Source organism: Paenarthrobacter sp. GQ52, from assembly GCF_059759005.1.
Genome location: NZ_JCAXEJ010000013.1, coordinates 14,148 through 40,930 on the forward strand (window position 1 = coordinate 14,148; position 26,783 = coordinate 40,930).

General features: G+C 61.7%; 25 protein-coding genes and 1 tRNA gene. 2 read left to right on the top strand and 24 right to left on the bottom strand.

The window, feature by feature from the left end:
• Nucleotides 1-29 precede the first annotated feature (29 nt).
• From AC6CH8_RS15815 to AC6CH8_RS15830, 4 genes are all read right to left on the bottom strand, one after another.
• A complete protein-coding gene (locus AC6CH8_RS15815; protein WP_498191455.1) occupies nt 30-836 on the bottom strand; it encodes a DUF8453 domain-containing protein in 807 nt (268 codons plus the stop codon).
• Nucleotides 778-1,548 carry a DUF8548 family protein gene (locus tag AC6CH8_RS15820; RefSeq protein ID WP_498191456.1) on the bottom strand — a complete coding sequence of 257 codons (771 nt, stop codon included), beginning with the start codon at nt 1,546-1,548 and terminating at the stop codon, nt 778-780. The genes AC6CH8_RS15815 and AC6CH8_RS15820 overlap by 59 nt, the downstream gene beginning before the upstream one ends.
• Before the next feature lie 378 nt (nt 1,549-1,926).
• The gene (locus tag AC6CH8_RS15825) at nt 1,927-3,057 is read right to left on the bottom strand and encodes a tyrosine-type recombinase/integrase (RefSeq protein WP_498191457.1); all 1,131 of its coding nucleotides are present in this window, start codon (nt 3,055-3,057) and stop codon (nt 1,927-1,929) included.
• An 87-nt stretch (nt 3,058-3,144) separates the two neighbouring features.
• Nucleotides 3,145-3,226 (bottom strand) — tRNA-Leu (locus AC6CH8_RS15830).
• Nucleotides 3,227-3,424: 198 nt separating this feature from the next.
• On the opposite strand from AC6CH8_RS15830, the gene AC6CH8_RS15835 reads away from it, so the two are divergent.
• The gene (locus AC6CH8_RS15835) at nt 3,425-4,030 is read left to right on the top strand and encodes an ANTAR domain-containing response regulator (RefSeq protein ID WP_011774540.1); all 606 of its coding nucleotides are present in this window, start codon (nt 3,425-3,427) and stop codon (nt 4,028-4,030) included.
• Between the two features lie 126 nt (nt 4,031-4,156).
• Here the strand turns inward: AC6CH8_RS15835 and pyk are convergent, their stop codons facing one another.
• The 11 genes from pyk to hisI all read right to left on the bottom strand — a co-directional run bounded on the left by pyk (nt 4,157) and on the right by hisI (nt 19,393).
• The gene (gene pyk, locus AC6CH8_RS15840) at nt 4,157-5,650 is read right to left on the bottom strand and encodes a pyruvate kinase (RefSeq protein WP_498191458.1); all 1,494 of its coding nucleotides are present in this window, start codon (nt 5,648-5,650) and stop codon (nt 4,157-4,159) included.
• A 54-nt stretch (nt 5,651-5,704) separates the two neighbouring features.
• On the bottom strand, nt 5,705-7,162 hold the full coding sequence (locus tag AC6CH8_RS15845; RefSeq protein WP_091466800.1) for a glutamate synthase subunit beta: 1,458 nt from the start codon (nt 7,160-7,162) through the stop codon (nt 5,705-5,707).
• A complete protein-coding gene (gene gltB, locus AC6CH8_RS15850; protein WP_364309465.1) occupies nt 7,155-11,768 on the bottom strand; it encodes a glutamate synthase large subunit in 4,614 nt (1,537 codons plus the stop codon). Before gltB ends, AC6CH8_RS15845 begins: the two co-directional genes overlap by 8 nt.
• Nucleotides 11,769-12,027: 259 nt before the next feature.
• On the bottom strand, nt 12,028-13,182 hold the full coding sequence (gene lgt / locus AC6CH8_RS15855; RefSeq protein ID WP_498191459.1) for a prolipoprotein diacylglyceryl transferase: 1,155 nt from the start codon (nt 13,180-13,182) through the stop codon (nt 12,028-12,030).
• A 21-nt stretch (nt 13,183-13,203) separates the two neighbouring features.
• The gene (gene trpA, locus AC6CH8_RS15860) at nt 13,204-14,016 is read right to left on the bottom strand and encodes a tryptophan synthase subunit alpha (protein WP_091466796.1); all 813 of its coding nucleotides are present in this window, start codon (nt 14,014-14,016) and stop codon (nt 13,204-13,206) included.
• Nucleotides 14,016-15,392, bottom strand: coding sequence for a tryptophan synthase subunit beta (gene trpB, locus AC6CH8_RS15865; protein WP_091466794.1), 1,377 nt, complete (start codon nt 15,390-15,392; stop codon nt 14,016-14,018). The genes trpA and trpB overlap by 1 nt, the downstream gene beginning before the upstream one ends.
• A 114-nt stretch (nt 15,393-15,506) precedes the next feature.
• Nucleotides 15,507-16,325, bottom strand: a complete 819-nt coding sequence (gene trpC / locus AC6CH8_RS15870; protein ID WP_178995458.1) for an indole-3-glycerol phosphate synthase TrpC — start codon at nt 16,323-16,325, stop codon at nt 15,507-15,509.
• 2 nt (nt 16,326-16,327) lie between these two features.
• On the bottom strand, nt 16,328-16,600 hold the full coding sequence (locus AC6CH8_RS15875) for an HGxxPAAW family protein (protein WP_011774532.1): 273 nt from the start codon (nt 16,598-16,600) through the stop codon (nt 16,328-16,330).
• 132 nt (nt 16,601-16,732) lie between these two features.
• Complete coding sequence (locus AC6CH8_RS15880; protein ID WP_498191460.1) at nt 16,733-17,338, bottom strand: Trp biosynthesis-associated membrane protein; 606 nt, start codon at nt 17,336-17,338, stop codon at nt 16,733-16,735.
• Nucleotides 17,335-18,918, bottom strand: coding sequence for an anthranilate synthase component I (locus AC6CH8_RS15885; RefSeq protein WP_420180809.1), 1,584 nt, complete (start codon nt 18,916-18,918; stop codon nt 17,335-17,337). The genes AC6CH8_RS15880 and AC6CH8_RS15885 overlap by 4 nt, the downstream gene beginning before the upstream one ends.
• A gap of 58 nt (nt 18,919-18,976) precedes the next feature.
• Entirely contained in the window at nt 18,977-19,393 is a 417-nt protein-coding gene (gene hisI, locus AC6CH8_RS15890; protein WP_017197407.1) for a phosphoribosyl-AMP cyclohydrolase, read from the bottom strand.
• Nucleotides 19,394-19,482: 89 nt separating this feature from the next.
• Here hisI and AC6CH8_RS15895 point away from each other — a divergent pair, with 89 nt between their 5' ends.
• Nucleotides 19,483-20,127 (top strand): TIGR03085 family metal-binding protein, encoded by a 645-nt coding sequence (locus AC6CH8_RS15895; RefSeq protein ID WP_402937575.1) that lies wholly within the window; start codon nt 19,483-19,485, stop codon nt 20,125-20,127.
• Between the two features lie 71 nt (nt 20,128-20,198).
• Here the strand turns inward: AC6CH8_RS15895 and hisF are convergent, their stop codons facing one another.
• The 9 genes from hisF to pnuC form a co-directional block, all read right to left on the bottom strand.
• Nucleotides 20,199-20,975, bottom strand: coding sequence for an imidazole glycerol phosphate synthase subunit HisF (gene hisF / locus AC6CH8_RS15900; protein WP_091466787.1), 777 nt, complete (start codon nt 20,973-20,975; stop codon nt 20,199-20,201).
• Between the two features lie 43 nt (nt 20,976-21,018).
• Nucleotides 21,019-21,879: an ATP phosphoribosyltransferase gene (gene hisG / locus AC6CH8_RS15905; RefSeq protein WP_017197405.1), complete on the bottom strand. Its 861-nt coding sequence runs from the start codon at nt 21,877-21,879 to the stop codon at nt 21,019-21,021.
• An 84-nt stretch (nt 21,880-21,963) separates the two neighbouring features.
• Nucleotides 21,964-22,227 (bottom strand): phosphoribosyl-ATP diphosphatase, encoded by a 264-nt coding sequence (locus tag AC6CH8_RS15910; RefSeq protein WP_018778638.1) that lies wholly within the window; start codon nt 22,225-22,227, stop codon nt 21,964-21,966.
• Between the two features lie 105 nt (nt 22,228-22,332).
• The gene (gene ribH, locus AC6CH8_RS15915; RefSeq protein ID WP_014921429.1) at nt 22,333-22,818 is read right to left on the bottom strand and encodes a 6,7-dimethyl-8-ribityllumazine synthase; all 486 of its coding nucleotides are present in this window, start codon (nt 22,816-22,818) and stop codon (nt 22,333-22,335) included.
• Nucleotides 22,819-22,835: 17 nt separating this feature from the next.
• Complete coding sequence (ribA, locus tag AC6CH8_RS15920) at nt 22,836-23,540, bottom strand: GTP cyclohydrolase II (protein ID WP_178995464.1); 705 nt, start codon at nt 23,538-23,540, stop codon at nt 22,836-22,838.
• On the bottom strand, nt 23,537-24,232 hold the full coding sequence (gene ribB / locus AC6CH8_RS15925; protein ID WP_420180808.1) for a 3,4-dihydroxy-2-butanone-4-phosphate synthase: 696 nt from the start codon (nt 24,230-24,232) through the stop codon (nt 23,537-23,539). The genes ribA and ribB overlap by 4 nt, the downstream gene beginning before the upstream one ends.
• A complete protein-coding gene (locus AC6CH8_RS15930) occupies nt 24,229-24,858 on the bottom strand; it encodes a riboflavin synthase (RefSeq protein ID WP_420180807.1) in 630 nt (209 codons plus the stop codon). Before AC6CH8_RS15930 ends, ribB begins: the two co-directional genes overlap by 4 nt.
• Nucleotides 24,858-25,997 carry a bifunctional diaminohydroxyphosphoribosylaminopyrimidine deaminase/5-amino-6-(5-phosphoribosylamino)uracil reductase RibD gene (gene ribD, locus AC6CH8_RS15935; RefSeq protein WP_498191461.1) on the bottom strand — a complete coding sequence of 380 codons (1,140 nt, stop codon included), beginning with the start codon at nt 25,995-25,997 and terminating at the stop codon, nt 24,858-24,860. The genes AC6CH8_RS15930 and ribD overlap by 1 nt, the downstream gene beginning before the upstream one ends.
• Complete coding sequence (pnuC, locus tag AC6CH8_RS15940) at nt 25,994-26,695, bottom strand: nicotinamide riboside transporter PnuC (RefSeq protein ID WP_498191462.1); 702 nt, start codon at nt 26,693-26,695, stop codon at nt 25,994-25,996. Before pnuC ends, ribD begins: the two co-directional genes overlap by 4 nt.
• Nucleotides 26,696-26,783: the final 88 nt, after the last annotated feature.

Consider the following 26,783-nt stretch of genomic DNA (forward strand, 5'->3'; position numbering starts at 1 on the left):
TGGAACCTTTGACCGGGGGTGCCCCAAACCTACTCGGACGGGTCGCTATCATCGGCGAAATTTGTTGCCGGATCTTTGTGCTCAGCTTGTGCTGCGCGTTCTGCCGCTCGCCGTGCGCGGTACTCACGGCTCCTGCGTACTTGCTCTTCATCCTTGGAGTCACCATCACGGAAGTAGACCCGGAGCCCACCATGGATGCTTTCGTTCCACTTCTTCTGGTTGTCCCGTATGTCACGAAGCGCCCTTGCTGCATGATGGATACCGTAAACCTCTGTGTAGATACGCGATTTATAAGTGTGGAGATCGATTACCACGTCGCTGCTGAGTGATTCTTCATCTATCCCCTCATAAGTGACGACTCCCTTGTATGTCATAGGCATGTCTTCTCTGCTGGCGCGCACGCTCAGGAAATCGAATACTGTGCGCCATTCCTGCCCTGGTGCTAAGAAAGAGATGACCCCAGGAAGTTCCACTGGTTCTTCGCCACCATCATCGTCTGTGCGGTTCAGAACAGGATTAAAGGAGAGCCGGACATTTCGACCTGCAGTTTGACCGAAGTTCTTCACTACAAGATCAAGTATCTGGCCACCCACAACATTCTCATCTAGGTAGGCCACGACGTATGGCTGAGATCGTTCAAGCTCCAACGACTTTGTTTGTGTTCTGGCCTTCGAAGCTTCAACTAGCTGACCTCTAGCGAACACTGCGGCGACTGCGGCAATGAGCAGTGTCAGTGCCGTTGAAACTGCTGAGATCCAGTCGGTCGCACTCGGGTCGTCATCCCCTGCCGCCTTGATTAGTTGTCTGGCAAGATCTGCCCATTGATCTTCCGTCACAACTCAAAACCTCTCGCCCGGACACATGCCGCCAAATTACGTGATCGAGTTTGCTCACCTGTGTTGGATAAAGCTCAGCTACTTTGCGGACTAAGCTTGTCGCAGCGCTGGTGCTTAGCCCCTGATGCTCCGAACCAGCGTGCTCTTCGATGAAGCGCATCACCATCCGGTCGGGCTTGACTGACTGAAAGCCCACCAAGATAAGTAGATAGTTGAACGTTACCCCCGAAGACTGGCTTGGAAGACGCAGCCACATCTTCTTGATTCGCTGAAGGTCTTCGTCTTGGGCAAACTCCGCATGCATGTCAGCCGTCGTGAAGATTCCCCCGCCTTCCAGCTCCTTCAATGCCAGGGCTGCACGATGAATAACTTCAGCCTTTAGGAGGGCACCAGGCTTTGTGTGAGCGGGCTTGTGATTGTCTACAGCCTTCGCCCACCCTGCGCTTCCACCAACCTCTTCGAAAGATGCCAGAAGTTCTTCTACGCCGTCACCATGAGGGTCAGCGCCTTGCGCCCTTCGAATCGCACAGTAGGCATCAACCACATTGATCACGCTTGTGTAATGGGAGCCTGTGGAGAAGATGGAATCGATGATGCAGAGAGCAAGGCTTCCCGGATACCCGTTGGCTGTGATCCACGTTGATTCAGCACCGAAGATCTCTCGGCACGATTCAGTTAATTTGGTTGCATCCAAGGTCTGCTCAATCGTCATTTCTGGACTGTAGCAAGCTTTCATCTTCGAGATCGATCATGTCCTTCCTCAGAAATGAGCACATGAAATGTCACCTAAGATCAACCAGGATCGGATTGACATGGAGTTGGAATTTTTCGAACCTGCTGAAGCTGCAGCCCTCATGCGATGCAGCGAAGGATGGCTACGTGACGGCGCTGCTGCGGGGCGCTTCCCACACGCCTGCTGGGGCAAAGGAAAGATCGTCTTTACGTCTGAGCACATCGCGGAGATCGCCAGGATTAGTGAGATATTGCCCTGTTCCCGCTCGGCAACAGATGACCGGGAGCGAAGCAACACCAACACTCGGCTCATAGGGACTAGAGCACGCAACCGCATGGCCTCCTAGGAGACCACTAATCACCCCATAAACGCCGACACCGAACGCTCCGTCGCGTCAGCCCCAGCCTGCAGGGCCTCAGGCATGAGGTGCCCATAAACGCCCTCTGTAGTCCTGGTGGACGCGTGCCCCAACCGACGCGAAATCGTGAAGATAGGGACACCGTCCTGAATCAACCACGACGCGTGTGTGTGCCGTAGGTCGTGAATTCGTGGATTCTTCCGGAGGCCGCGGTCCTGGGCTGCCTTGACCGCCGGCATCCAGTAGTGGTGCCAGTACAGCTTGTGAACAATCCGCTCACCTTTGGGTGTCGTGAAAAGCAGGTCACCACCAAGGCGTCCTGCCACCAACGGAATCAGCAGATCCACCAGTGCAGGATTCAACCCAATAGTCCTCTTGCCTGCGCCTGTCTTCGTAGGACCAATGTAGAACTGATTCTGCCCATCCCGCTTCCACGCTTTATTGATCCGAGCGGTAGCCGGTTTGCCCAGAAGATCAATGTCCGCGACGGTCAGTGCCGTGGCTTCCCCAAAGCGCGTCCCAGTCATCACCAGGAAGTTGGTGAAGTCCTTGTACCGCTCCCCCATGCCGTCCATGATCAAACCGAACTCCGCATGGGTGAGGAACATCATCTCGTCCTCAGCCTTCTCAACGCTCGGCAACTGGACCCCGCGGCATGGATTGCGAGTGATGTAGCCCAGCATCTCTGCGGTGTTCATCGACGCCGAGATCAGCCCATGGACATTCTTGATCGTCTTGGGCGACCGTCCCTTGGCCATCATCGACTTCACCCAGTAGGCGATCATCCGATAATCCAGCTTGTCGACAGGGACGTGGCCGATGACCTTCTTCACATGGAGATCGAGCATCGTCTGATACGTCTTGACTGTCCCGCTCGACGGACGGATCAGCAGGTCGATGTGTTCCTGAATAACCTCACCAACAGTTGGTACGCGCTTCGCGTTGTTAAGGATTGCATGCTGAGCGATTTCGAAGTTCTGCCCATTGGCGTCGAGCAGTCGCTTGAGCGTTTCTGCTTCGGATTCGGTGGCTACAGTGAGGCCCTGGGCCTTGCCAGTCTTGGGCTCCCGCCAACGCACCATAAAGGACTTGGAACCGTCCTTTTTAGTGCGTGTAGAGATGCTGGCCATGCATAAAACGCTACGCCGCTGTACACACTTTTAGGGGATTTGTACACAGTCAGGGGCCATATAGGCCCCTGACCTGCGACAACACAGTGCCCGAGGTGGGACTCGAACCCACACACCTTTCGATACTGCATTTTGAGTGCAGCGCGTCTGCCAATTCCGCCACTCGGGCGCGGATTACCGGGAAGTTAAATCTCGCTGACTGCTCTCATTTCTGTGAGCAACGCGATCCTTTCCCAGCACGCGAAACTACTCTACATGCAGATAGGCTGATTCAAAGAACCGGGCGCGCTGATGCAACAAAAACCAGCCATCAAAGAGTCCACACTAAGATGGACATGAACCCGCCGAACCTTTTCAAGGAGATCCCGTGACCGAACAGACGGAGTCCACGTCCACAGCCCAGCCGGCCCGACGCGTTGTCGTAGCCGAGGATGAGACCCTCATCCGCCTGGACATTATCGAGATTTTGAAGGGCGAAGGGTACGACGTCGTAGGCGAGGCGGACAACGGCGAGAAGGCCGTGCAGCTGGCCGAGGAACTCAAGCCTGACCTTGTCCTCATGGACGTGAAGATGCCTGTCATGGACGGCATTTCGGCAGCTGAGAAGATCGTCAAGGCACGCATTGCACCTGTTGTGCTGCTGACCGCTTTCAGCCAGAAGGAACTGGTGGAGCGCGCACGCGACGCCGGCGCCATGGCTTACGTCGTCAAGCCCTTCTCCCCTGCAGACCTGATCCCGGCCATCGAGATCGCCCTCTCCCGTCACGAGGAGATCAAGGCGCTCGAGAACGAGGTTTCCGATCTCCAGGAGCAGTTCGCCACACGCAAGCTTGTAGAGCGCGCCAAGAGCCTCCTGACCACCAAGATGGGCCTGACGGAGCCGGAAGCTTTCCGCTGGATCCAGAAGACCTCCATGGACCGTCGCCTCAGCATGCGTGAGGTTGCCGAAACCATCATCAACCAGGTCAATTAACCCAAAGCAACACACGACGTCGGCCGCTCACCTCACGCGAGGTGGGCGGCCGCCGTCGTACTCCCCAAAAAACGAAGTGGGCCCCGCCAAACGGCGGGGCCCACTTCGCAAAACGAAACTAAAGAACTAGTTCTTGGCCTTCGACTTCTTTTCAGGCCACGGGCCAACGGGTTCCTTGCGTGAACCGTCGTCGGTCTTGGAGGTGTCGGCGAGATCGCCTACCTTGTGGACCTTCAGCGAGTTCGTGGAACCGGCCTGTCCTGGAGGGGAACCGGCAGCGATGACAACCAGGTCGCCTTCGTCCACGAGATCCATTTCCAGCAGGCTCTTGTCCACCTGTGCAGTCATCTCGTCGGTGTGGCCCACGGAGGGAACCAGCACCGGCTGGATGCCCCAGGTGAGGGCCAGTTGGTTCCAGACGTGCTCAACCGGTGTGAACGCGAAGACCGGCTTGACCGGGCGCAGGCGCGAGAGGCGTCGTGCCGAGTCGCCGGACTGGGTGAAAGTACAGATGTACTTTGCGTCCAGCTGGTCGGCGATTTCGACGGCGGCACGGGTGATGGCGCCACCGCGGGTCTTGGGCTTGGTTCCCAGCGGGGGGACGCGCTCAAGGCCGTGGACTTCGGTGGATTCGATGATCCGGGCCATGACCTTGACGGTTTCGATGGGGTACTGGCCCACAGAGGTTTCGCCGGAGAGCATGACTGCATCGGCGCCGTCGAGAACTGCGTTGGCGCAGTCGGAAGCCTCGGCGCGCGTCGGACGCGGGTTGTCGATCATGGATTCCAGGACCTGGGTTGCCACGATGACCGGCTTGGCCCAACGGCGTGCCAGTTCAATGGCGCGCTTCTGGACGATCGGCACCTCTTCGAGCGGCAATTCAACACCGAGATCGCCACGGGCAACCATGATGGCATCGAAGGCGTCGATGATTTCGTGGAGCTGCTCCACGGCCTGCGGCTTTTCGATCTTGGCGATCACCGGCACACGGCGGCCTTCTTCATCCATGATCTCGTGGACGCGCTTGATGTCAGAGGCATCACGCACGAACGAGAGGGCAATGAGGTCGGCGCCGCGCTTGAGGGCCCAACGGAGGTCGTCCTCGTCCTTTTCGCTCAATGCGGGGACGTTGACGGCAACACCGGGCAGGTTGATGCCCTTGTTGTTGGAGACCTTGCCACCAACCGTGACGGTGGTGACAACCTTGACGTCGTCAACCTCGAGGGCCCGCAGAGCCACCTTGCCGTCGTCAATGAGCAGGGCGTCGCCCACGTTGACGTCTTCGGTGAGGCTCTTCAGCGTGGTGGAGCAGATGTCCTTGGTGCCCGGGACGTCTTCGGTGGTGATGGTGAAAGTGTCGCCCACGGCCAGCTCGTGCGGGCCGTCAACAAACCGACCCAGGCGGATCTTGGGTCCCTGGAGGTCGGCCATGATGGCCACGGGCTTGCCAAGCTGGGCGGCGGCCTTGCGGACGTTTTCGTAGGTGGTGTCATGCACGGAGTAGTCGCCGTGGCTCATGTTCATGCGAGCAACGTCAACGCCGGCCTCCAGCACCGCGAGGGTGTTCTCGAAGCTGGAGATTGCCGGGCCGAAAGTTGCCACAATTTTCGCGCGTCTCATATACCTACCCTAAGTAGTCATGCTGATTGAGTAAAAGAAGTGTTCCTGCCGGCGCTATAAGACCGCTATCGCCCGGTCGGTGGGGGCGACCGGTGCCGGGAGGATGGTGCTTCCCATCAGGAACCTGTCCACTGCAGCCGCGCACGCACGGCCTTCCGCAATGGCCCACACAATCAGTGACTGGCCACGTCCGGCATCACCGGCAACAAACACTCCCTCAGTGTTCGTCATGTAGTAGCCGTCGCGGGCAACGTTGCCCCGACCGTCGAATTCTGCACTGACCTGCTCCGTGATACCTGCCGGCTCAGCACCGGTAAAGCCCAGGCTCAAGAACACAAGGTCAGCTGGAATGATTCGTTCTGTACCGGCCTTGGGCAGGCGTTTGCCATCCACGAACTCGGTTTCAGCAACTTTAACGCCGGTGAGCTTGCCGTTTTCTCCAACGAACTCAACGGTTGATGCAAGGTAGGTACGTTCGCCGCCTTCTTCGTGGGCGCTGGCGACCTCGAAAAGGGTGGGGAACGTTGGCCACGGCTGGTGGGTGGCGCGTTCGGCGGGCGGCTGCTTGCCGATCGCGAGCGTGGTCACCGAGGCAGCCTGGTGGCGGTGGGCGGTGCCGATGCAGTCAGCACCGGTATCGCCACCACCAAGGATGACAACGTGCTTGCCGCGCGCATCGATGTGGTTCTCAGGGTTCTCCCCCGCCACCTTGCGGTTGGACGGAACAAGGTAATCCATGGCGAAGTGGACACCCTCAAGCTCACGGCCCGGGATGGGCAGGTCACGCGGGACGGTGGCGCCGGTGGCGACAACAACGGCGTCGTAACGGCGTCGCAGCTGCTCCCAGGTCACATCAGTACCCACAGCGACGCCGGTCCGGAAGCGCGTGCCTTCGGCCTTCATCTGTTCCAGGCGACGGTCAACCTGTTCCTTCTCCATTTTGAAGTCGGGGATACCGTAGCGGAGCAGGCCGCCGATCTTGTCGTCGCGCTCGTACACGGCAACAGTGTGGCCCACTCGGGTCAGCTGCTGTGCCACGGCCAAGCCGGCGGGACCGGAACCAACCACAGCCACCGTCTTGCCGGTGAGGCGTGTGGGAGGAAGGGGCTGAACCCAGTCGTTGTCGAAGGCTTGGTCGATGATCGAAACCTCAACCTGCTTGATGGTCACGGCAGGCTGGTTGATCCCCAGCACGCAGGACGCTTCGCAGGGTGCAGGGCAAAGACGGCCGGTGAACTCCGGGAAGTTGTTCGTGGCATGAAGGCGCTCAATAGCTTCTTCACCCTTGTCCCGCCACACGAGGTCGTTCCACTCGGGAATGAGGTTACCCAGCGGGCAACCCTGGTGGCAGAACGGCACGCCGCAGTCCATGCAGCGTCCCGCCTGGCTCTTCAGGACGCCCTTTTCCTGGGCTTCGTAAACTTCTTTCCAGTCCATGATGCGGACGGGAACGGGACGGCGTGGCTGCGTCTCGCGCTGCCGGACTTTCAGAAATCCGCGTGGATCAGCCACCGGTTACCTCCAGGATTCGAGACCATACTTCTTCGCCATCGGGGTCAAGGCCCTCTTCGATGGCGTCGAGACGGGTTTGCAGGACTGCGGCGTAGTCGCGCGGCAGTACTTTGGTGATGCGGGCGGCGGTGTCGTCGAAGTTCTCGAGCAGACGGCCGGCCAGGACGGATTCGGTTTCCTCGACGTGCTTGGTCAGCAGGCCGTGAACGATGTCGCGGTCCTCGGCGTCGAGCTCCAGGAGCTGGAGTTCACCGGTATCGAGGGCCATCTTGTTGACGCGCTCAGGCTGCAGGTCCAGTACGTAGGCAGTACCACCGGACATGCCGGCACCGAAGTTGCGGCCGGTACGGCCGATGATCAGTGTCTGGCCACCGGTCATGTATTCGCAACCGTGATCGCCAATACCTTCGACGACGGCGGTCGCACCGGAGTTACGGACCAGGAAGCGTTCGCCAACCTGGCCACGCAGGAACATTTCACCGCTGGTGGCGCCATAACCGATCACGTTGCCGGCAATGACGTTGCGCTCCGCCTGGAACACGTTGGTGCGATCCGGGCGAACGATGATCCGTCCACCGGAGAGGCCCTTGCCGACGTAGTCGTTGGAGTCGCCGAACATGCGCAGCGTGATACCGGCAGGCAGGAAAGCCCCGAGGGACTGGCCGGCAGTACCGTTCAGCGTCACATCGATCGTATCGGTCGCCAGCACATCGGTGCTGAACGTCTTGGTCACCACGTGGCCGAGCATCGTACCCACGGAACGGTCCGTGTTGATGACGTCCAAGGTGATCTTGACGGGCATGCGGTCGCTGAGTGCTTCCTGCGCCATGGTGATCAGCCGCTGGTCAAAGTGCTTGTCCAGCTCGTGGTTCTGGCCGGTCATGTTGCGCAACGGCACATCGTCGTCGAACTCGAGCCCATGCAGGATGGGATCGAGGTCCAGCCCTTCGGCCTTCCAGTGGTTGATCGCTTCGCGGGTGTCCAGGACTTCGGCGTGGCCGATTGCCTCTTCCAGGCTGCGGAATCCGAGCTCGGCCAGGATTTCGCGGACTTCTTCTGCGAGGAACTCGAAGAAGTTGACCACGAACTCGGGCTTGCCGTTGAACCGGGAGCGAAGCTCGGGGTTCTGCGTGGCAACACCAACAGGGCAGGTGTCCAAGTGGCAAACACGCATCATGATGCAGCCGGAAACAACCAGCGGTGCAGTCGCGAAGCCGTATTCCTCGCCACCCAGCAGGGCAGCAATGACAACGTCGCGTCCAGTCTTGAGCTGACCGTCAACCTGAACCACCACGCGGTCACGGAGACCGTTGAGCATGAGGGTCTGCTGGGTCTCGGCGAGGCCAAGTTCCCAGGGCACACCCGCGTGCTTCAGCGAGTTCAGCGGCGAGGCGCCGGTACCGCCGTCGTGACCTGAAACAAGCACGACGTCGGCCTTGGCCTTGGTGACGCCGGACGCCACCGTGCCGATCCCGACTTCCGAAACCAGCTTCACGTGCACGCGGGCCGAAGGGTTGGCGCGCTTGGCATCGTAGATGAGCTGCGCGAGGTCTTCGATCGAGTAGATGTCGTGGTGCGGGGGCGGTGAAATGAGTCCGACGCCGGGTGTGGAGTGACGCGTCCGGGCTACCCAGGGGTAGACCTTCTGGGCCATCAGCTGGCCACCTTCGCCGGGCTTGGCACCCTGCGCCATCTTGATCTGGATGTCATCGGCGTTGGTCAAGTACAAGCTGGTGACACCGAAGCGGCCGGAAGCGATCTGTTTGATGGCAGAGCGGCGCTCCGGGTCCAGCAGGCGGTCAACGTCCTCGCCACCTTCACCGGTGTTGGACTTGGCACCCAGGCGGTTCATGGCAATTGCCAGGGTCTCGTGGGCTTCCTTCGAGATGGAGCCGTAGCTCATTGCACCCGTGGAGAAACGCTTCACGATGCTGGAGACAGGCTCCACTTCCTCGAGCGGAACAGCCGGACGGACACCGTCCTTGAACTTAAGGAGCCCGCGAAGGGTCATCAGGTTCTCGGACTGATCGTCAATGCCCTTGGTGTAGGACTTGAAGATGTCGTACCGGCGTTCGCGGGTGGCGTGCTGCAGGCGGAACACCGTCTCCGGGTTGAAGAGGTGGGGTTCGCCGTCGCGGCGCCACTGGTATTCGCCGCCTCCGAGCAACGGCTGGTGCGGGTGCTCGATGCCGCCTTCCGGGTACGCCATCTGGTGGCGTGCCGAAACTTCCGCGGCGATGACGTCCAGGCCGACGCCGCCCAGCTGGGAGTGCGTGCCGGAGAAGAATTCGTCCACGAGCTCCTGGGACAGGCCCAACGCTTCGAAGGTCTGGGCGCCCGTGTAGGAAGCCACAGTGGAGATGCCCATCTTGGACATGATCTTCAGGACACCCTTGCCGAGGCCCTTGATGAGGTTGTAGACGCCGTCTTCGGCAGTGACGCCTGTGACGTCGCCGTTGGAGATCAGCTGTTCAACCGATTCCATGGCCAGGTACGGGTTGACGGCAGATGCACCGTAACCAATGAGTACCGCCACGTGGTGCGTCTCGCGGACGTCGCCGGCCTCAACCACGAGCGCGGTCTTGGTGCGGTTGGCGCTGCGGAGCAGGTGGTGGTGGACTGCGCTGACCAGCAGGAGCGAAGGAATCGGAGCCCACTGCGCGTTGGAGTCACGGTCGGACAGCACAACGTACTGCACGCCACGGTTGATTGCACCGGAGACCTGCTCGCAGATCTCGGTCAGGCGTGCACGGAGTGCCGCCTCTCCACCCTCTGGGCGGTAAAGGCCACGGACCTTCATGGCGATGCGGTCGCCGTCGGGGCTTTCGATGTTCGCGATCTTGGCGAGCTGGTCGTTGTTGATCACGGGGAACGGCAGGGAGATCTGCGGCTGGCGGACCTGCTTGCCATCCAACAGGTTGCCGTTGGGACCGATGGCGCACTTCAGTGAGGTGACCAGCTCTTCGCGGATGGCATCAAGCGGCGGGTTGGTGACCTGTGCAAAGGACTGCACGAAGTAGTCGAACAACAGGCGCGGACGCTTGGAGAGCACAGCAACAGGAGTGTCCGAACCCATGGCGCCCAAGGGCTCAGCGCCGGTACGGGACATGGGCCCGAGCAGGATCTTCAGCTCTTCGGTGGTGTAGCCGAAGGTCCGCTGGCGAATGTTCACGGACGCAGCCGTGTGAACAACGTGCTCGCGCTCGGGGAGCTCGTTGATGTCGATCAGGTTGTCCTTGAGCCACTCAGCCCACGGGTTTGCTGCAGCGACCTCGGCCTTGACCTCGGTGTCGTCGATGATGCGTCCGGCCTCAGTGTCCACCAGGAACATCTTGCCGGGAGCAACACGTCCCTTCTTGACCACGTTGGAAGGCTCCACCTCGATCACGCCAACTTCGGAGGCGAAGATGATGAGGCCGTCTTCGGTGATCCAGTACCGTCCCGGGCGCAGGCCGTTGCGGTCCAGCGTTGCGCCGACGAGGTTGCCGTCGGTGAAGGAGACAGCGGCCGGGCCATCCCACGGCTCCATGAGCAGTGAGTGGTACTCGTAAAACGCACGGCGGGCGGGATCCATGGTGGCGTGGTTCTCCCACGCTTCCGGGATCATCATCATGATGGAGTGCGTGATGGGGCGGCCGGACAGCCAGAGGAGCTCGGCTACCTCGTCGAAGGAAGCGGAGTCCGAGGCACCAGGGGTGCAGATCGGGTACAGCTCTTCGGGGACCGAGCCCAGCAGCGGGCTGGCCAGCTGGGACTGGCGGGCACGCATCCAGTTGCGGTTGCCCTTCACCGTGTTGATCTCACCGTTGTGGGCGATGGTGCGGAAAGGCTGCGCCAACGGCCATGACGGGAACGTGTTGGTGGAGAAGCGTGAGTGGACGATAGCGAGCTTCGTCTTGAAGCGCTTATCCGAAAGGTCCGGGTAGAACGGCTCCAGCTGGGCGGTGGTCAGCATGCCCTTGTACACAATGGTGCGCGAGGACAGGGACGGGAAGTACACGCCGAACTTGTTCTGGGCACGCTTGCGGATACGCCAGGCGCGGGAGTCCAGCTCGTTGTGCTCAAGCTGCTCACCGGTGGCGGAGGCAAAGAACGGCTGAGAGAAGTACGGCATACAGGCCCGTGCCATGGCGCCTACGAGGTCGGCGACCACGGGAACCTCACGCCAGCCGAGAACCGTCAGGCCCTCGTCAGCAGCAAGTGCTTCAATGCCGGCCTTCGCAGTCTCGGCTTCACGGGACTCAGCGGGAAGGAAGGCGGTGCCCACCACGTACTGGCCCGGGGCTGGCAGTTCGAATTCGGTGACGGCCCGGAAGAACTCGTCGGGAACCTGCATGAGCAGGCCTGCACCGTCGCCGGTACCTTCATCGGCGCCCACGGCGCCGCGGTGTTCGAGATTGCGGAGGGCGGTCAATGCCGCTTCCACGATGTCGTATCCCGGTTCCCCGCGGAGCGTGGCAATAATAGCCAGGCCGCAGGCGTCCTTCTCCTTGTCAGGGTTGTAAAGACCCTGAGCCTCCGGGAGCGCGGCAAAGCGCTTGAATGGAGACATGGCACCCTGAGGTTCGATATTTTCGGACCAACCGGGGTTATGAAGATGGGTCATGGGAGACGTCCTTCCTCGGAATCGTGCGTATGGAAGGGACAACGTTGGCCCCACCTTGCCTGCCCTGTGACGGGCACAACAAAGCGCTAGTAATTGGAATTGTAGGCCAGCCGATCCAGCGCAACGAACAGTTACGCAGACCTCTGGCCCCGGCTTGACCAGTGAACATCGGTATGCTGCGATCCGGTTTCCGGGGTGCCACGACGCTGTGGACTGGGCCCTACGAGCGGTGACTCTGTTGCCCCTTTACCGAACGCGACTACTTGGTGTCGTCTGCCTTCGGCGTGGATCCGGGGGCCTTCCTCGCGGCAGTAGCAGCAGATGTGGAACCGGTGCCGGACATGCTGTCCTTATCCCTGTCCCCTGCTGATTCCTGCGGCTCGTCAACGTGGCCCGGATCGCTTTGGTTATCTGGGAGATTACCACGCGAACCAGTATCTGAGACAGATGCGTCCACATCATGACTGGTGACGCTGGTCACCGCGGCAGGGTCTTCTTCCGCCTTCTTTTCCGGCTCCCGGCCCGGCAAATAAGGAGTGTCGGGCACCGGACGGCCCCGCCTGCCAAGGATGAAGAAGATCGCCAGCGCGCCAATAAAGACGAAGATGCTGGTCCACACATTGAGCCTGGTGGTGATGCCAAAAAGACTGATCTGTTCGGCATCGTCAATGCGCAGCGCCTCAATCCACACACGGCCCAGGGTGTAGTAAACCGCGTACAGCCAGAAGAGCCTGCCCCAACGGAAGTTGAACTTCTTGTCCAGGAGAAGCAGGATGGCGACGCCAACGAGGTTCCACAGCATCTCGTACAGGAACGTCGGGTGGAAGAGCGTACCCGCAGCCATATCGGGTGGGAAGTTGGCATTCGCGGGATCGATTTCGAGTCCCCAGGGCAAGGTGGTGGGCGCACCGAAGAGTTCCTGGTTGAACCAGTTCCCCAAGCGGCCGATGGCCTGTGCCAGCAACAATCCAGGAGCAGCGGCGTCGAGGAAGGCAGTCAACTTGACGCCGGCCCGGCGGCAGCCGATCCAGGCACCTACCGCACCTAAGATGACGGCACCCCAAATGCCCAGGCCGCCACGTTGGATCTGAGGTATCAGGGAAAGGTCCCCAGTGCCGTCAAAACCCGGGCCGAAGTACGCATCCGGTGAAGAGAACACGTGGTAGAGGCGGCCACCGATGATGCCGAACGGAATAGCCCAGATGGCAATGTCCCACAGGCTGCCTTCGGGCGTCCCGCGGCGCTTCCAACGGGTGGAGGTCAACCACAAACCCACGATGATGCCCGCCAGGATGCAGAGGGCGTAAGCGTGGATGCGCAACGTCCCCCACGGCAGCGGAATGTCGAAACCGGACCACGACGGGCTCGGGATACTCATGGGGACCATTGCCGCAGCGTGGAGGACGGTCTGCATTCGCTTCGCTGTTTCCTTTTCCTAGGCTTCTGCAGCTGCGCGGCCCAAGCCGGCGCTGAGGTTCTTGGTGAGTTGTCCGACGGCGTCCACGCCGCCATCGCGGAGGGCCGCCACCAAAGCGGTGCCGACGATCACGCCGTCCGCGTAGGCGGCGATTTCGCGGACGTGGTCCGGGTTGGAGACGCCCAATCCGACGCAAACGCGCTCGGCGCCGGCCGCATGGGCACGGGCCACCACATCTTCAGCACTGCTGCTGACGGAGGTGCGTGTTCCAGTAACACCCATGATGGATACGGCGTAGACGAAACCACGGCTTGCCTTGACCGTCATGTCCAGACGCTCCGGGGTGGACGAGGGCGCCACGAGGAACACCCGGTCCAAACCGTACTTGTCCGAAGCTTCGAACCATTCCTGAGCCTCGTCGGGTACCAGGTCCGGTGTGATGAGTCCTGCTCCCCCGGCTTCGGCCAGCCTTCGGGCAAACTCGTCGACGCCCATGCGCATGACAGGGTTCCAGTAGGTCATGACCAAAACTGCCGCATCAGTAGCGGCCGTAATGCCGGCAACCACGTCAAACACATTGGCAACGCGGAAGCCGTTGGAGATCGCTTCTGTGGTAGCGGCCTGGATGACCGGTCCGTCCATTACGGGATCGGAGTACGGAATCCCGATTTCGATGAGGTCGGCACCGTTGCGGGCCAAGGCTATGCCGGCCTCAATGCTCTCCTGAACCGTGGGGTAGCCCGCGGGAAGGTAGCCCACCAGGGCGGCACGGCCTTCTGCTTTGGCGCGATCAATGGCGACGGCGGATTTGCTGGCGAATTCTTCAGTCATCAGTTCTGGTCCTCATTGACATCCACGGCTGCTTCGGACGTGCGCTCGGCCGGTCCTTTGGGCTTGCGCGTGGACAGCGTAGTGCCCTTGACGTGCCCTTCCTCATCCAACATGTTGAACCAGGCAGCGGCAGTTTCCACGTCCTTGTCACCACGTCCGGACAGGTTGACGATCACCGTCACGTCCGACGGCGTGTCCTTGCCTTCGGTGAGCCGCTTGCCGATCTTAATGGCACCGGCCAGGGCGTGGGAGGACTCAATGGCGGGGATGATGCCTTCAGTCCGGCACAGCAGGCTGAACGCATCCATGGCCTCGGTGTCGGTCACGGCCTCGTAGGTCACACGCCCGATGTCGGCCAGGTACGAGTGCTCCGGTCCGACACTCGGGTAATCCAAGCCGGCCGAAATGGAGTGGGATTCGATGGTCTGGCCGTCTTCGTCCTGCATGAGGTACGAACGGGCACCGTGGAGTACGCCTGGACGGCCCAGGGAGATGGCTGCAGCGTGGCGGCCCGTCTCTACACCTTCGCCGCCGGCTTCGAAGCCGTAAATCTTCACGGAGGCGTCATCGAGGAATGCGTGGAACAAACCGATCGCGTTCGAGCCACCACCGATACACGCAGCGATAGCGTCGGGAAGCTTGCCCGTTTGCTCCAGGATCTGGCTGCGTGCTTCTTCACCAATGACTTCGTGGAAGTAGCGGACCATGGCAGGGAACGGGTGCGCACCAGCTGCAGTGCCCAGAAGGTAGTGGGTGTGCTCCACGTTGGAGACCCAATCCCGGAGGGCATCGTTGATGGCGTCCTTGAGGGTTTGGGAACCGTTGGTCACCGGAACCACCGTGGCGCCGAGCAGCTGCATGCGGGCCACGTTCAAGGCCTGCCGACGGCAATCCTCAGCACCCATGTACACAACGCACTCGAGGCCCAGCAGGGCTGCGGCCGTGGCACTCGCAACGCCATGCTGACCGGCACCGGTCTCGGCGATAACGCGGGTCTTGCCCATGCGCTTCGCAAGGAGTGCCTGGCCCAGCACGTTATTGATCTTGTGGGAGCCAGTGTGGTTGAGGTCCTCGCGCTTGAGGAAAATACGTGCTCCCCCGGCGTGCTCTGAGAAGCGCTTGGCTTCGGTCAGCAAGGAAGGCCTGCCGGAGTAGTTCTTGTTGAGGTCCTTCAGCTGCGCGATGAACTCGGGATCAGCTTTGGCCTTCTCAAAAGTGTCCTGGACCTCGTCAAGGGCGGCGATGAGCGACTCGGGCATCCAGCGTCCGCCATAGCTGCCAAAGTAGGGCCCCGATGCGTTCCGCAGCGAAGGGCCACCCTGCAGGAATGCGTCCGCCGCATTCTCTTCTGAGCCGGCTGTTGGCGCGTCGACCATCAGTCTCACCGTCCTGTTCCAGTTAGTTCATTGGGTAGTTCCACGTGCCACAAGGCAGCCGCAGGCTTATGCCCGGGCTGCCCTGCAACTATTCGCCGTGATTCAGTTACTGCCTCAGTTCCTGACGGCGATGGCGGCAGCTCCAGCTGCCTTGAATTCAGTGATGCGTTCGCGCGGTGTGGAGTCGCTGACCAGCGCCTCCCCCACCAGGATGGCGTTAGCGCCACCCGCGGCATAGTGCGAAACGTCCTCGGGACCCCTGACGCCGGATTCCGCCACGATGACGGACTCAGCCGGAATCAAACCGGCCAAAGATCCGAAAACGGAGCGGTCGACGTCGAGCGTCTTGAGGTTGCGGACATTGATGCCGATGATCTTGGCCTGTGCCGCAACCGCGCGCTCGATCTCTTCCTCGGTGTGCGTTTCCACCAGCACGTTCATCCCGAGCTCGTGGCTCAGCGCACTGAAGTCGGCAAGCTCCGAGTCGGACAGTGCCGCTACGATCAGCAGGATGAGGTCGGCTCCGTGGGCACGGGCCTCCCAAATCTGGTACTCGTCGACGGTGAAGTCCTTGCGCAACAACGGAGTTTCGACGGCGGCGCGCACCGCATCAAGGTCCGCCAGCGAGCCGCCGAACCGGCGCTGTTCGGTGAGGACGCTGATGACGGAAGCCCCGCCGTCGGAATACTGCACAGCGAGCGACGCAGGATCGGCGATGGAGGCCAAGTCACCCTTGGAGGGGCTGCGGCGCTTGATTTCAGCGATGACTTTGAGGTCGTTGCGGATGGATGACGGGCCGCCAAGGGCCGCCCAGGCATCACGAGCGGGAGCGGCGTTTGCGGCGCGCTCCTTCAGCTCCGCGAGGGACACGAGGCCTCGGCGGGCCTCCATGTCCTCCTTGACTCCAACAATGATGTCATCAAGAACGGTCACGATTAGTGGCCGTTGTTCTGCAGCTTGCTGCCGCCAACTCCGTAGCCTGCCTTACGCATGACGAAGCCCACGATCAGGCCGATAACCATGACAACCAGTCCGCCGACGAAGATCGGGGTGCTGGCGATGACGAACGCGATGGAGGAAATCAGGGCACCGACCAGCATCACAAGTACGCACGTCCAGGCAGCCGGGCTGTTTCCGTGGCCGATGGCGTCAGCGTGGCTGGCCATGGTGGATTCCGCTTGGTTGTTGGACACTGTGGTTTTGCTCATGTGAAATCTCCTCAGGATGAATACTGCTTACATTCTGCCATTTATTGGCGACGGCCGGGACATCGCCGGACGTCAGGACGGCCAGTGTCGGCTTTGTTGCACCGGACCTGCATAAAAGTCCGCTGTGAGTGCCTACGTCGGGTCTTCACCGCGTGAGAGGCTGTCCCAACTGTCGATCTCGTCCACGGGTTCGCTGCCGCTCTTCTTTACCCTCGCCGCGGCGTCGTACTTGGTTCGTGAGGTCCAGTGGCGTCCGGCCAGGGGCAAGACAATTGCGCAGACCGCCAGGAGGGAACCGGCAACGATGGCAACCACAGGGAACGCAGTTACTGCTGCGTCGGCTTGCCCGCCCGAGACTCCGGTGGCGGCAGCAATGGAACCTTGTGCGGCTCCCAGCGGATCCAGTATCACCGTGACCGCCGCGAGGATGATTCCCGCAGCAGACAACGTGATGAGGACAGCGATGATCCAGCGGGCGATCTTTCCGGCAATGGATGCGGCCAACCCGCCGGCCAGAGCGACGACCGCCAGCGCCGTGACTGCTGTGGCGGCCTTGCTGCCCTGGACATGGAGGTCGCTGTTCGAAGCACCCGTGGGGTCCAGGCGCACCTCGATCCAGGTCTGCGTCGTGGCTCCGAAAACAGCCAACGCAAGAATGGTGGTGGCAAGGACAATCGTGGATTTCCGCGCCCAGCGCGGCGACTGCCTGACGGAAGGAGCTGATGCTGCCGTGCTCATGTGGCGGGAGTCCCGTCGTCGGAAGCGTCCGCGTTCCGCACGGTGTCCGCGGCGATGTTCTGCAGCGACCCTGCTGTGTGGACTGCCCTTAGCGGCGCTGCGGCCTTGTTCACCGTCTCCAACGCCTCGGAAGGCTTGTGCGAATCAGCCACGATTCCACCGCCGGCCTGCACGTAAGCGCGGCCTTCACGGAGAAGTGCGGACCGAATCGCAATGGCCATATCCATGTCGCCGGCAAAGTCCAGGTAGCCAACCACACCGCCGTAGATTCCGCGCCGGTGGGGCTCGAGTTCGTCCAGGAGCCTCAGCGCCCTGGGCTTGGGCGCTCCGGACAACGTACCGGCCGGGAAGGTCGCTTTGAGGACGTCGTAGGCCTTGGCATGGGGGGCGAGCTCGCCAACCACAGTGGACACGAGGTGCATGATGTGGCTGAACCGCTCCACTTCCATGAACTGCGTGACGTCAACCGTTCCGGCTACACACACCTTTGAGAGGTCGTTGCGCGAAAGATCAACCAGCATCAGGTGCTCGGCGCGCTCTTTCTGATCGGCCAGCAGTTCAGTAGCCAGGGCCTTATCGGCTTCAACAGTCTTACCGCGGGGGCGTGAACCGGCGATCGGGTGGGTGATGACTTCCTCACCGGTCACCGTCACCAGGGCTTCGGGTGATGAACCAACGATCGAGTACTCGCGGCCGTCCGCATCCTGCAGGCTGAAGAGGTACATGTACGGGCTTGGGTTGGTATTGCGCAGGACGCGGTAGACATCCAGGGGGTCGGCGGCGCACTCCATTTCGAAGCGCCGGGAGATCACTACCTGGAAAACCTCCCCGTCAACAATGGCTTCCTTGCCGCGATCAATAGCCTCCAAGTACTTGGCTTCATCCCAGCGTTCCTGCACGCTGGAGGCGAAGTCCAAGGCTGCAGTTTCCAGCACGGAAACCGGCTGGGCAACAGGAGTGCTGATCTGGTCCAGCAACCCCTTCACCCGGGCTACGGCGTCGTGCCAGGCGTCATCCACACGCTCGGAACTGTCATCAAAGTTGATGGCATTGGCGATCAGGAGGACGGTACCGTCCACATTGTCGTGCACCGCCATGTCGGTGACCAGGTTCAGTGCCATCTCCGGCAACTGAAGGTCATCCTCGGGCGGGGAAGTCAGGCGCTCCCAGTGCCGCACGGCTTCCCAACCAAGGAAACCGACCAGGCCGGAGGTGAACGGCGGCAGGCCGTCGAACCGGTCCGTCTGCAGCGCAGCAATGGTGTCTCGAACAGCTTCCACCGGGTTACCTGAAACCGGCACGCCGACGGGCGGCTCACCGATCCAGTGCGCTTCCCCGTCCTTGGTGGTCAGCGTTGCCCGGGATTTGGAACCAATGAAGGAATAGCGGGACCAGGCGCCGCCAACCGCTGCGGACTCCAGGAGGAAGGTACCCGGCTGCCCCTTGGCCAGCTTCCGGTACAGGCCAATGGGGGTCTCGGCGTCGGCCAAAACCTTGAGTCGGACAGGGATGACACGGCTGTGGACGGCGAGTTCGCGGAACTCTTCCAGGCCCGGGCTGATGATTCCAAGGTCCTGCATGGCTATGTTCTCCGCCTTATTGTCTGAGGTGGTGCGTCAGTGGAAAGTGGTGGGTGCCTTATTCGCGGTGGCCCGTAACGACGGTGAAGTCGCGACCATCGAAGCAGGTCCGGGTTCCGGTGTGGCAGGCTGCGCCGATCTGGTCCACGCGGATCAGGAGGGCATCGCCGTCGCAATCAAGGGCGACAGACTTCACGAACTGTACGTGTCCGGAGGTGTCGCCCTTGCGCCAGTACTCCTGGCGTGAGCGGGAGTAGAACGTGACCCTGCCGGAGGTCATGGTGCGGTTGAGTGCCTCGTCATCCATCCAGCCGAGCATGAGGACCTCGTTGGTATCGTGCTGCTGAACGATCGCTGCGACAAGGCCGGAAGAATCCCGTTTGAGGGCGCTGGCGATCTCCTGCGGCAAGGGGCTCGCGGGGTCGCTGGAAAGCTCCGCGGCAGGAGTTGGGCTGGGGGCGGACTGCTCTGACATCAGATCAAGTCTAGTGCCTTCGGAGGGAGCAGGATTCTGCGGCGGTTCCAGTGCGCAAGAGTGCTCCGATCGTGCTAGTTTCACAAGTGATGCATTTCGTCGATCCTTCCCGAGAAGTACTGGCCGAAACCCTGCTGGCGGCCGGGCCTGACTCCCCCACGCTCTGCGAAGGGTGGTTGACCCGGGATCTTGCCGCGCACTTGTACCTGCGCGAACGGAAGATCGCCGTGGGCCTGGGGCTCCTGATCCCCAGCCTGGGCAAGGCCTCCGAAAAAGCCACCTCCAAACTCGCTGCCAAATTGAAGAGTTCGGACGCCTACGCGGACCTCATCAAGACGTTCCGTGCAGGTCCCCCGGCCCTTTCCCCCTTGAAGATCAAGGCGCTGGATGAGACGTCAAACCTCATTGAGTACTTTGTGCACACCGAGGACATTCGTCGCGCCGGCGACCGCTGGGCGCCCCGGGCCTTGGACGAAGCCTATTCGGACGCCCTTTGGGACGAACTGATCAAGCGTGCCGCGTTCCTGTACCGCGGCGTGGACCTCGGCATCGTGCTTGTGCGCCCCACCGGCCCCCGCCACGTAGCCAAGCGTGCCCCCGTCTCCGTTGCCATCGTTGGCGAACCTGGCGAACTGCTCATGCACGCCCACGGCCGCACCAGCCAGGCCCTGGTCACCTTTGAGGGCCAGCCGGACGCCGTCGCTCTTTTGCAGTCCGCGGACATTGGCCTCTAACCACTAATCGGGCTTAACAGCAAGGGAGGGTCACCTGCACGGTGACCCTCCCTTGCTGTTAAGCCTGAAAGCTAGCGGACTTCGAACCCGGCGTCTCGAATCGCAGTCTTGACCTGGGCAATCATGTCGTCCGGGCCGAAGTGGAACACGGATGCCGCCAGTACTGCGTCGGCGCCTGCCTCCACAGCAGGCGGGAAGTGCGCAGGCACTCCTGCCCCACCCGAAGCGATGATCGGAATGTTCACCGCGGCACGAACCAGGCGAATCAATTCGAGATCGAATCCGTCCTTGGTGCCGTCCGCGTCGATCGAGTTGAGCAGGATTTCTCCCACACCCCGATCGGCTGCTTCCTTGGCCCAGGCAATGGCGTCGATTCCGGTCCCGGTGCGGCCACCGTGGGTGGTCACTTCGAAACCGGACGACGTCGGCTGGTCGCCTTCGCGCGTACGGCGCGCATCCACGGAGAGCACCAGCACCTGCGAGCCGAAGTGGCGGGTGATTTCGTCAATGACATCGGGCCGGGCAACGGCAGCGGTATTGATGGACGCCTTGTCCGCACCAAAGCGCAGGAGCTTGTCCACCTCGGCAACACCACGGACGCCTCCACCCACGGTCAGGGGAATGAAGACTTCCTCCGCTGTACGGCGGACGACGTCGAACGTGGTTTCGCGGTTTCCGGACGATGCTGTGACATCAAGGAACGTGAGTTCATCGGCCCCGCCATTGTCGTATCGGTGGGCAAGCTCCACCGGGTCTCCGGCGTCGCGGAGTCCTTCAAAGTTGACGCCCTTGACGACGCGGCCGGCGTCGACATCCAGGCAGGGTATGACGCGTACGGCTACAGCCATGTGCTGCTCCTCAGTTCTTTGTGCTCAGCTGTTGTTACGCGGCTCAAATACGGCAGGCGTGGATGCTGCTGACCAGGATGGCGCGCGCGCCAAGGTCGTACAGCTCGTCCATGATGCGGTTGGTTTCCTTCTTGGGAACCATGGACCGCACGGCAACCCACTCGGAATCGCGAAGCGGCGAGACCGTGGGTGACTCCAAACCAGGGGTCAGGGCTGCTGCGTCTTCCACAAGGTCCTTGCGGATGTCGTAATCCATCAGCACGTACTGGCGTGCCACAAGAACGCCCTGCAGGCGACGAATGAGGATCTCGATTTCCTTGGCCGTTCCGTTGGCGGCGCCACCGGAGCCGGAGCGGCGGATCAGCACGGCCTCGGACTTCAGGATGGGATCGCCAAAGATTTCCATACCGGCAGCCTTGAGGGTGTTGCCTGTTTCAACGACGTCGGCAATGGCATCCGCCACGCCGAGGCGCACGGAAGACTCCACGGCTCCGTCCAGGCGGACCACCTTGGCGTTGACGCCTCGCTCGGCGAGGTAGTCGCGCAGAAGTCCGTCGTAGCTGGTGGCCAGGCGCTTGCCTTCAAGCTGCTCGACGCCGGTGAAGTCACCTACGGGACCAGCAAACCGGAACGTGGACGGGGCGAAGCCCAGGGGAAGCAGCTCTTCGGCTTCCACCTTGGCGTCAAGCAAGAGGTCGCGGCCAGTGATGCCGACGTCCAGGGTTCCCTGGCCTACGTAAACAGCGATGTCGCGGGGACGCAGGAAGAAGAACTCAATGTCGTTGTCGGGATCAACCATGACCAGTTCGCGGGTGTCGCGGCGCTGGCGGTAACCGGCCTCGGACAACATTGCCGAGGCGGCTTCGGACAGGGATCCCTTGTTGGGGACTGCTACACGGAGCATTGGGAGACTTTCTTTTTGGAATGGAGGTTTTCAGGCACGTTGGCCACGCAGGGGGCTCCGCAAAAGGCAGGCGGAGTGGCGTGGCTAGAGATGCTTGTAAACGTCCTCCAGGCTGAGGCCCTTGGCGAGCATGAGGACCTGCAGGTGGTAGAGCAACTGGGAAATTTCCTCAGCAGCGGCTTCGTCCGATTCGTACTCCGCGGCCATCCAGACTTCGGCGGCCTCTTCGACCACCTTTTTGCCGATGCCGTGGATTCCGGAGTCCAGTTCGGCAACCGTGCGCGAGCCTGCCGGGCGGGTCGCTGCTTTCTCACTCAGTTCTGCGAACAGCGTCTCGAAATTCTTCACGCCCTCCAGACTACTTGCTCGGGGGCGACCACCGCTTGTTGGGGCGTTGCATGACGAAGGGGATGTGAGTGAAGACACACCCACATCCCCTTCGAGCCAATGCTTCTAGCTGAACTGCTTGAGTGTCACAGCCGTGGCCAAGGCAGCGGTCACTGCTTCGTGGCCCTTGTCCTCCTTGGAACCGGGAAGGCCTGCACGGTCGATGCCCTGCTGCTCGGTGTCACAGGTGAGGACGCCGAACCCGACCGGTACGCCGGTGCGGACACTGACGTCGGTGAGGCCCGACGTCGCGGCCTGGCAGACGTAGTCGAAGTGCGGCGTTCCGCCGCGGATAACCACGCCAAGTGCTACGACGGCGTCAAAGTGCGGCGCGAGCCTGGCCGCAGCAACGGGAAGCTCAAAGCTGCCCGGAACCCGCAGCAGCGTGGGTTCCGCAATGCCGGCTTCCTTGGCTGCGCGCAGGGCGCCGTCAACCAATCCGTCCATGATCTGCGTGTGCCAGCTTGCCGCCACAATGGCGAGCTTCAGCTGCGAGGTTTCCTCGGGGTTGAGGGTGGTGAGGTCAATAGTGGGTGCGCCGTGGCCGCTCATGTTTGCTGTGAATCCGATCAGTCTTGGTTGTTGTCAAAGGGGTTGGGTGCCGGTGTCTTGCCATTGCTGACCGGCTCGACATCGAGCGTCAGCCGGTGGTCCATCCGGTCCTTCTTGGTCTGCAGGTAACGCAGGTTCTGTTCACGGGAAGGCACTTCGGTGGGCACCATCTCCACAACAGTTACCCCGGCCTTGTCCAAGCGGTGCTGCTTATCCGGGTTGTTACTCAGCAAACGGACTTCGTGGAGGCCCATCTCGGCCAGGATCTGACCTGCCGCAGCGTAGGAGCGCGCGTCAACCGGCAAACCCAGCTGCTCATTGGCTTCAACAGTATCGAAGCCGGCTTCCTGCAGCGCGTATGCCTTGATCTTGTTGGCCAGCCCGATGCCACGGCCCTCCTGGCCGCGCAGGTAGAGCAGGGTTCCGCCCTCTGCGTGGATGAGTTCCAGTGCGAAAGCCAGCTGTTCTCCGCAGTCGCAGCGGTAGGAACCGAACACATCACCGGTAAGGCACTCGGAATGCAGCCGTACCAAGGGTGCGCGGCCTCCCGCGGGCGGGTTCGGGGAACTCACGGCAAGGTGCTCGTGCCCGGTTTCAAGGTCCGTCCACGCCTGTGCCACGAAGTCACCAAAAGCCGTAGGCAACTGCACAATCGGCCCACCGGACACAGGGTGCGGCGCGGGGCCGGTGTGGTCGCTGTTGCGTGTGGTCGATGCGGTCATCGCTTCTCCTCGTCCTCCTGTGAAACATGTGCCGACTGGGACTCTACCGCCTCAACATACGACACCAGGTCCTCGATCGAGATGAGGGGGCATCCATGTTCAGCGGCAAAATCTCGCAAGCTGTCCAGCCGCATCATTTCACCGTCGTCATGTACCAACTCTGCGATCACACCCACCGGAGCCAGCCCGGCAAGACGACACAGGTCCACGGCAGCTTCCGTGTGACCTGGACGTTCACGCACTCCCCCGTTAACTGCCCGCAACGGGAAAATATGCCCGGGGCGGGTGATCGATGCCGGAGTACTGCTTGGATCTGCCAGAATCCGGGCCGTCAAGGCGCGGTCAGTGGCTGAAATTCCGGTGCTGACTCCGATCGCGGCGTCGCAGGAAACGGTGTAGGCGGTTCCTTTGGCGTCCTCGTTGATCTCCACCATCGGCGGCAGGATCAGGGCGTCCGCACGTTCTCCGTCCAACGGAACACAGATGACGCCGGATGAATACCGGATGGTCCAGCCCATGAGGGCCGGAGTGGCATGTTCCGCTGCGAAGATAATGTCGCCTTCATTCTCGCGATCTTCGTTGTCCACCACGATCACGGCCTGCCCAGCGGCCATCGCCGCGATAGCGGATTCAACAGGATCGAGACCGGTACGATGCGTGCCGGCGGGAGTTGTCTTGGCGGGCGCGCTCATCGTGCGCCTCCCTGGACAGGCGCGAAGGACAGCAGTCGTTCGGTGTACTTGGCCAGAACATCAACTTCAAGGTTCACGCGGCCGCCCACCGCTTTGGCCCCCAAGCCTGTTTCTTCCAGCGTGGTGGGGATCAGTCCCACTTCAAACCACGGTGCCGTTTCGGCCGCAGGACTGACGGCGGTCACGGTGAGCGAAACACCGTCGACGGCGATCGAACCCTTTTCGGCGATGTACCGTGCCAGCGGGGCCGGCACTCCGAACCGCAGCCGGTCCCAGTTTCCCAGCGGCTCGCGTTCCAGCAGTTCACCCACACCGTCCACATGGCCTTGGACAACATGGCCGTCCAGCCGCCCGCCGGCCGGAACGCAGCGTTCCAGGTTCACGGCATCTCCCTGGGCCAGCTCGCCGATGGTCGTCCGGACCAGGGTCTCCCCCATGACATCCACGCTGAAGTCCTGTCCGTCGATCCGGGTGGCTGTCAGGCAAACTCCATTGACGGCGATGGAACCGCCTAGGGGCAATCCCTCCGCGGTGGTGGGCGCTTTCAGCCTCAACGTTGCGCTGGTATCGCCGTCGTGCTCAATGCCCAGCACAGTGCCTTGCTCAGCAACGATTCCCGTAAACATCAGTGTCCTCCCGTGACATATTCCGCAGCTTCACTGTGTGAAGCCAAATTGTTCTGCGGAACCGAATTCTTGATAGTGCTGGCGGCCCCTCGTGGGGACCGCAGATGGAGCCGAAGGTCATTGCCGAGGATGCGCACAGCGCCACCGCCGGCTTCATCCCAAGACCAGTGCTGGGCGTCCTCCAGCGTGGTGATACCGAGGTCGTTCAGGGCAGGAGTTCCGGATCCCAGCAGCGTCGGGGCCAGGTAGACGATCAGTTCGTCCACCAGGTCTGCGGCGAGGAACGTGCTCAGAATCGAAGAGCCGCCTTCCACCATGAGATGACGGACCCCCTGCTCGAACAGCATGCCCAACGCTTCCGCCGGATCCCGCGTGGGCAGGTGGACGAAACGCCCATCAGTTCCGCGGACCGCAGCGTCTTGGGGGACGTCCCGCAAGCCCATGACGGCTCGTATTGGCTGATGAGGTGAAAGTTCGCCGTCCGGGGTTCGGGCCGTGAGCCGCGGGTTGTCGACCAGCACGGTCCCGGTGCCCACCAGGATCGCGTCAATGAGTCCGCGCAGTCCATGGTTGTCGGCAAGCGACTCCGGACAGGAGATCCACTGGCTGGTGCCATCCACCGCTGCGATGCGGCTGTCCAGGGTCTGGGCGATATGCAAGGTGACGAACGGACGCTTGGCCGCGACGGCGTCGAACCAGTCACGGTTCAGGTCCAGCGCCTTTCCGCCTTCCAGTCCCGAGCTGACGTCAACACCGGCGGCCGTGAGCGTACGCGCACCGCCTGCGGCGGGGTCATGGGGATCGTCGACGGCGTAAATCACCTTAGCGATTCCCGCGGCAATGATCGCTTGGGCGCAGGGTCCGGTGCGACCCACATGGTTGCAGGGCTCCAGAGTGACCACCATGGTGGTTCCGACGGTGTCCATACCCTTCTTGCGGGCTTCGGAAATCGCGTCCGCTTCGGCATGGGCCGTTCCGGCTCCCCGGTGATAACCAGTTGCCAGATGCTCGCCCTCAGGACTGAGGATTACCGCCCCGACCAGCGGGTTGGCTCCGCGGGGACCCGCCAGGGCCGCGGTCAATGCGGCCTCCATGGCCGCTTTTTCGGCGGCGGTGTAAGGCGTGTTGGCGAAGCTCACAGGATCGCTCCCGCAGAAACGGCAGCTGCCGGGCTGGCAGCGGGGACGGCGCGTTCACGCTTTTCTGCCCGCCACCATACGAAGAACCCTGCGAGGGTGAAGAACCCGTAGAACAGGTACATGACCGCGCTGGCGTAGTAACCAGCGCTGAACAGGAGCGGCACGCCCACAATGTCTACGGCCACCCAGATCAGCCAGAACTCGGTCCATCCACGGGCCATACCGTAGGTTGCCAGCAAGGATCCCATGAAGGTCCAAGCATCGGCCCAAACGGGCGGGTAGGAGCCAAGGGCGTCGAACAAGGGCGTCAGTGCTGCTGTGCCGGCCACCATCGCACCAATCAGGGCGATGCGGACCTTATTGCTGGCCCAACCGGGGACGATGGCGCGCCCTTGGGTGCTTGATTGCCGGCCCTGCTGCCACCGGTACCAGCCATAGATGGCGACGGCGATGAACATGATTTGGCGTGCGGCTTGTCCCCACAAGGTGGCTGGCGCTGCTGCGCCGAAGACGTTGCCCAGGAAGACCGTGAGCAGGAGGATGTTACCGACGATGCCGATTGGCCAAGCCCAGACTTTGCGGCGCATACCGCCGAGGGCGCTGAGGAGCCCAAAGATGTTTCCAAGCACTTCGCGTAAGACAAGAGCAGATCCTCCAACGGGGATCTGTGCTTCGAAGAGCCATCGCAGAAAGTCCATGCCGTTCCTTCCCAGTAAGCCGCGATGACTCCGGGGGTGTACGACAGCGCAATGCCGGGCGTTCGCAAAAGGAACGCCCAAGGCATGA

Bases quoted from the DNA above. Each gene is read 5' to 3' on its own strand.
- AC6CH8_RS15930 (WP_420180807.1), bottom strand. From the start codon at position 24,858: ATGTTTACGGGAATCGTTGCTGAGCAAGGCACTGTGCTGGGCATTGAG.
- pyk (WP_498191458.1), bottom strand. From the start codon at position 5,650: ATGAGACGCGCGAAAATTGTGGCAACTTTCGGCCCGGCAATCTCCAGC.
- AC6CH8_RS15895 (WP_402937575.1), top strand. From the start codon at position 19,483: ATGCATTTCGTCGATCCTTCCCGAGAAGTACTGGCCGAAACCCTGCTG.
- AC6CH8_RS15875 (WP_011774532.1), bottom strand. From the start codon at position 16,600: ATGAGCAAAACCACAGTGTCCAACAACCAAGCGGAATCCACCATGGCC.
- pnuC (WP_498191462.1), bottom strand. From the start codon at position 26,695: ATGGACTTTCTGCGATGGCTCTTCGAAGCACAGATCCCCGTTGGAGGA.
- gltB (WP_364309465.1), bottom strand. From the start codon at position 11,768: ATGACCCATCTTCATAACCCCGGTTGGTCCGAAAATATCGAACCTCAG.
- AC6CH8_RS15880 (WP_498191460.1), bottom strand. From the start codon at position 17,338: ATGAGCACGGCAGCATCAGCTCCTTCCGTCAGGCAGTCGCCGCGCTGG.
- trpA (WP_091466796.1), bottom strand. From the start codon at position 14,016: ATGACTGAAGAATTCGCCAGCAAATCCGCCGTCGCCATTGATCGCGCC.
- hisF (WP_091466787.1), bottom strand. From the start codon at position 20,975: ATGGCTGTAGCCGTACGCGTCATACCCTGCCTGGATGTCGACGCCGGC.
- AC6CH8_RS15885 (WP_420180809.1), bottom strand. From the start codon at position 18,918: ATGCAGGACCTTGGAATCATCAGCCCGGGCCTGGAAGAGTTCCGCGAA.
- ribB (WP_420180808.1), bottom strand. From the start codon at position 24,232: ATGAGCGCGCCCGCCAAGACAACTCCCGCCGGCACGCATCGTACCGGT.
- AC6CH8_RS15820 (WP_498191456.1), bottom strand. From the start codon at position 1,548: ATGACGATTGAGCAGACCTTGGATGCAACCAAATTAACTGAATCGTGC.
- hisI (WP_017197407.1), bottom strand. From the start codon at position 19,393: ATGTCAGAGCAGTCCGCCCCCAGCCCAACTCCTGCCGCGGAGCTTTCC.
- lgt (WP_498191459.1), bottom strand. From the start codon at position 13,182: ATGCAGACCGTCCTCCACGCTGCGGCAATGGTCCCCATGAGTATCCCG.
- trpB (WP_091466794.1), bottom strand. From the start codon at position 15,392: ATGGTCGACGCGCCAACAGCCGGCTCAGAAGAGAATGCGGCGGACGCA.
- ribH (WP_014921429.1), bottom strand. From the start codon at position 22,818: ATGAGCGGCCACGGCGCACCCACTATTGACCTCACCACCCTCAACCCC.
- hisG (WP_017197405.1), bottom strand. From the start codon at position 21,879: ATGCTCCGTGTAGCAGTCCCCAACAAGGGATCCCTGTCCGAAGCCGCC.
- ribA (WP_178995464.1), bottom strand. From the start codon at position 23,540: ATGACCGCATCGACCACACGCAACAGCGACCACACCGGCCCCGCGCCG.
- AC6CH8_RS15825 (WP_498191457.1), bottom strand. From the start codon at position 3,057: ATGGCCAGCATCTCTACACGCACTAAAAAGGACGGTTCCAAGTCCTTT.